The sequence below is a fragment of the Variovorax soli NBRC 106424 genome (assembly GCF_001591385.1).
GTDB classification, from domain to species: Bacteria; Pseudomonadota; Gammaproteobacteria; order Burkholderiales; family Burkholderiaceae_C; genus Variovorax; species Variovorax soli.
The window spans coordinates 1-4825 of the sequence record NZ_BCUU01000181.1 but is presented as its reverse complement, the minus strand read 5'-3'; the positions used below and the strand labels follow the sequence as shown (position 1 = coordinate 4825).

At 71.7% G+C, this 4825-nt stretch carries 1 protein-coding gene; it reads right to left on the bottom strand.

What is annotated here, in order from left to right:
* Positions 1-4825 (bottom strand): DUF6603 domain-containing protein (locus tag VSO01S_RS27645; protein WP_218002383.1); only part of this gene is annotated, 4825 nt, incomplete at both ends.

Sequence of the window (4825 nt, the reverse complement as noted above, 5' to 3'; positions counted from 1 at the left end):
CGCTCGGCGCCGTCCAGGCCCATCACCAGCTGGCGGCCGTCGGCCGGGTCGCCGAAGGCGCTCGGGTCGTCGAGCACGATGACGACGGTGCGCGGTGCCTCGGCGAAGGTGGTGGTCACGGTGCTGACGCCGCGCGCCAGTTCCGCGCCGCTCACCCAGCCGGCATCGAGCCGCTCGCGGTGCAGCTTCAGCGGCTCGCCGTTGGACTTCACCACGCAGCCGGGCGCCACCGCGCTGGACCAGCCCGCATAGGGCATCTGCATGCCGGCATGCCAGCCGGCCAGTCCCGCGTCGCGCGCGGCGGCAGCCTGCGTGCTCTGGCCGATGGCCACGATGCGCTCGGTGCCGGCCACGATCTCGATCGAGCCCGGCAAGCCGGCCGCATCGGGCCCGACGAGCTGGTCCGCCAGCAGGTTGCCGCCCAGGCCGAGCAGCACGACGCGCGACGGCGCACTGCCGATGCGCAGCCGCGGGCGCACGCCTTCCATGGCGGCATCGGCCAGCGCATTGGGCATCTTCAGCACCACCGTCTGGCCCGGCAGCAGCGTGGCGCCGGGGTCGGCGGCGGCAGCGGCCACCGCCTTGGCACCGCGCGCGGACCGAGGCACCGGCGGCGCCGTCTGGCCCGCCACCAGCGCGTTGCTGAAGCCGCCCAGCATCGACGATTCCGCACCGGTGCGCGACACCACTGCGGGTGCTGCATGGCCCACCGCGGTGAGCGGCACCTCCACCATGCCGATCACCGTCTGCTGCCGGCCGGTGATCGCGCGCGCCGCCTGCGGCTCGGTGAGCACCAGGCGCGCCGCGATCGACTTGCTGCGCTCGGCCTCCACCGAGGCCAGCGTGGGCGGCGTCTTGCGCCAGGCCTTGGCCGAGCCCTTGACGGTGGTGCGCGCCGGCGCCGCCACGCGCAGGTCCACCGTCGCGCCCGGCAGGAAGCCCACCGCCACCGGCGCATCGACGAAATGGTCGTACACCTTTCCCTCGCGCGTGGGCGCCACCTCCGGAATGGCGGTGGACGGATCGCCCTGCAGGCCCTCGGCCAGCGTGCCCATCAGCGGCGGCGACTGGCGTTCGCCGCGCAGCGAGGCCTTGGCCGTGGGCGTGGCCGTGAGGTACTTGCCGGCCTGCTGGAAGGCGCCCGCCACGGTGGTGGGTTCGGTGACGAGCCCGGCCACCGCCTGCGCCTGCGACTTGATGAGGTTCACGTCCACCGTGCGGCGCGAGAAGGGCAGCGGCTTGCGCACGCCGGGCACCACCTGGTAGTACGGAATCTCGGGGCCGGGCGGCGACTCCTTGCCCACGGAGACGAGGTCGAGCTCGTTGAGCGCCTCGATCATCTCGGCCTTGGGCACCTTGCGGTTGTTCGCGTCCTGCGCCGGCCCCCACACGCCCACCGGGAAGCTGCCGAAGGGCCGCGCGGTGGCGGTGAAGGGAAAGTCCTGCGTGCCGTTTCGCTTCCAGGTGAGCTTGATGCCCGGCTGCAGGTTGGCCTTGTCCATGGGCGCCACGCCGATGGCGCGGCTGGCCGCATGCTGCGTGGTGGACTGCATGCCGGCCGGCGGCTGCACGCGCGTCACGCTGGTGGCCGGCACCGTGCTGGTGAAGGTGAGCGTGAACTCGGCCACCACCACGAAGGGCCGCGCCGACGAGCCGTCGGGCGTGGACTGCTCGCCCTTGGCCGGCAGCGCGCCCACGCCGGTGATGAGCGCATGCGGACGCGCCGCGCCGTTGTCGGCGGCCTCCAGGTACTTGGCGACGAAGGCCGGGCCCGGCAGCGGCTGCTTCTGCGCCTTGTCCGATTCGCCGAAGGACACGGTGAGCTCGATCGGCCCCACCTCGAAGGTGGCGGTGCCGTGGAAGTCCGGCCCCGCCACGTCGATGCTCGCGCCCAGGCTGATGGAGATGGTGACCTCGCCGAAGATCCAGGTGTCGATGGTCACGCCCGCGGCAATGCGCGCATAGGCATCCACGTGGTAGTGGAAGGGGTCGAAGAAGACGATGCCGTTGGCGCCGAACTTCACCTCGGCCCAGGCCGGCCCGAAGTGCGCCGAGGCCTCGAAGGCGCCGCCGGCCATCAGCGCTTCGGAGGTGAGCGCGAAGTAGCTCTCGGCCTTGATGACGATGTTGTCGGACACGCTCCAGCGCAGGCCCAGGCGCGGCACCACCGGATAGCCGTCGCGGTGGAAGTCGGGGTGGTAGCCGCCCAGCGTGAGGACGAACTCGCCCTTCTTCTCGCCCTTGAACCAGATCACGTAGGCAAAGCCGCCGGTGAGCTTCACGTCCTGGTAGAGCAGCCACGAGTTGTCGGTGAGCTGGCCCTGCACCCACAGCACGCCCTCGCTGCTGGAAAAGCGCACCAAGAGCGCCAGCTCGATGGACACCAGCGCCACCTGCGGCCGCGGCAGCGCCATGCGCGCCAGGCCCAGCAGGTTGATGTCCAGCCCGTCGCCGATCTCCACCGCCACCACCGCGATCCCGTCCACCAGCGCGAAGCTGTTGAAGGACAGGCCGGCGGCAAACCAGTAGGTGCCCTTCTGCATCGGGAAATACGCGCCCAGCTTGCGCAGCTGGTCCATCGGGTTCTGTGGCTGCGCGGCGATGTCCAGCGCCTGGATCAGCGGGTAGTCGCCGAAGCGCGACAGGTCGGTGGGCACGATCAGTTCGCGGTTGATGCCGAAGCCGCCGCCGATGCCGGTGAGGAAGAAGGCCGGCGGCCCGCCGATGGGCCCGTTGACCGCGCCCACCGCGAAGAAGGCGGTGAACTTCTCCTCGCTGCCCGGGACCTTCCCTTCGCCGTAGCCGCCGTACAGCGTGATGCCGTACACCGCAAAGCGCCCGAGCAGCATGCCCAGGTACTCGATGCCCGCCGGCGTCTGCTGCTTGAGCAGGCCGCCCGCAATGGTCAGGCCCGCCATGTTGGCCGACACCGCCAGCCCCGCCAGGTCGATGTGCCAGTTGGCCGGGTTGAAGAAGTCGCCGCGGCTGGCCAGGTAGGTGATCTGCAGGTCGTCCACCGCGCAGGTCAGGCCGAACATGGAGACCGAGCCGTCCATCAGCAGCGACACGCTGGTCACCGTGCCGGCCGGCATGGTCGCGCCGAAGCCCACCTGCTCCAGGTACAGCGGGCCGAAGCCCTTCTGGATGGCGATCCACCACGGGCCGTCGCCCTCGCCCGCGCGCAGCGACACCTTCACCGACCCGCTGCCGTGCTTCTGGACGGCCAGCGCCGGCGAGAAGGCCGGCTGGGGCGGCGTGGGGCCGGTGTCCTTCATCACGCCCTGGGCGATGCCGTTGTCGCCCTGCGCGCCGCCGGCCGACACCGCCAGGTTGGAGAACTGCAGCTGCACGCCGCCGCTCAACTGCTCGGCCGGCGAGGCACCGAAGGCGATGCGCGCGAACACATGCAGCGCAATCGATTCCAGCGTGAGCCCCATGTCCAAGAGCGGCCCCGAGCTCTTGCCCACGCGCAGCCCCACGCCGTTGACCGCGAGGCTCGGCGTGAACGCCAGCGGCGGCGTGGCGGGCAAAAAGCCGACGAAGATGCCGCCGTCGCCCGGCGGGTTGCCGTCGATCCACGCGTCGTCGTTCTCCAGCCAGAGCATCACGTCGCCGGACAGCAGCGGGAAGCGCCCGTCGATGCCCACCTGCAGCCCGATGATGTTGTGGCTGTCCTTGATGAACGAGAGCACGAAGTCGCCCAGGTCGATGCTGATGCCCGCCGCGGCGATGTTGCCGAACAGCTTCTGCACGCGCGCCAGCAAGGTGCCGGGATCGAACATGCCGTCGATCAGCTGCGTCGGGTTGGCCTGGTCGCGCAGCACCACGCCGCGCATCATGTTGCGCACGGTGGTCGCACCGACGGGCGTGCCCAGCAGCTGCGTGACGGCCGGCTGCGCCATCGCCACGCTGGCCACCAGGTCGCACACCGCCTCCACCACGCGCAGCGCGACCTTGGCCGGATCGTCGTCGCCGGGGCCGGCCGGGTTGGCGCCGTCGATGGCCACCAGGCTCACCTGGTGCGTATCCAGCAGCCACTGCAGCGCGAAGCGGTGCGTGTCGTCCACTGCCATGCCGATCACCACGCGCCGGTCCGACGCCGGCGCGTTGCCGGCCGCCACGGTGACGAAGGGCCGCAGCTCCACGCCGCCGGCATCGATGACGGCCGGGCCGGCCGTGACGCTCACCTCGTCGATGCCGGAGCCCGACAGCGCGAGCCGGAAGCTCATGCGGTTGATGCCCGGCACCGCGATGTTGGTTCCTTCCAGCGCGACCACGCCCTGCGCCGTGTCCAGCTCCAGCGCGAAGCCGCCGATGGCCACCATGAGCAGGCCCGGCGCGGAACTGGCCGTGACGCTGGCAGGCAGGAAGCTGTCGAGCAGCGGCGCCAGTTCGCCGATGAGCGTGGCGCCGATGGCCGGCAGCGCGCCCAGCAGCTTCTCGGCCGGATGCACGCCCCAGTCATGCAGCAGTGCGCCGTCGAACTTCTTCGGCGCGCCGCTGCGCATGACCAGCGCATCGCCCACCTTGGCCACCAGCGGCCCGACCGGCGCCGGCGCTTCGGCCAGCTTGTCGAAGAGGAAGGGCAATGCCGCTTCCGCCGCGGCGGCCAGCGAGCCCAGGCCCGCGAAGGGCACGATGGAAATGTCGGCCCCGCTGGCCGGCCGCAGGAACACCTCGATGCCGCCGGTGCCGATGCGCGCATGCACCGCCTGCTTGCCGGGCGAGGACGCGCCGGTCAGGCCCAGGAACATCTCCAGCCCCAGCGCCGGTGCGCCGCTCGGCTGGATGGTGAGGCTGGCGCCGGCACCCGCCGCCAGGCGCC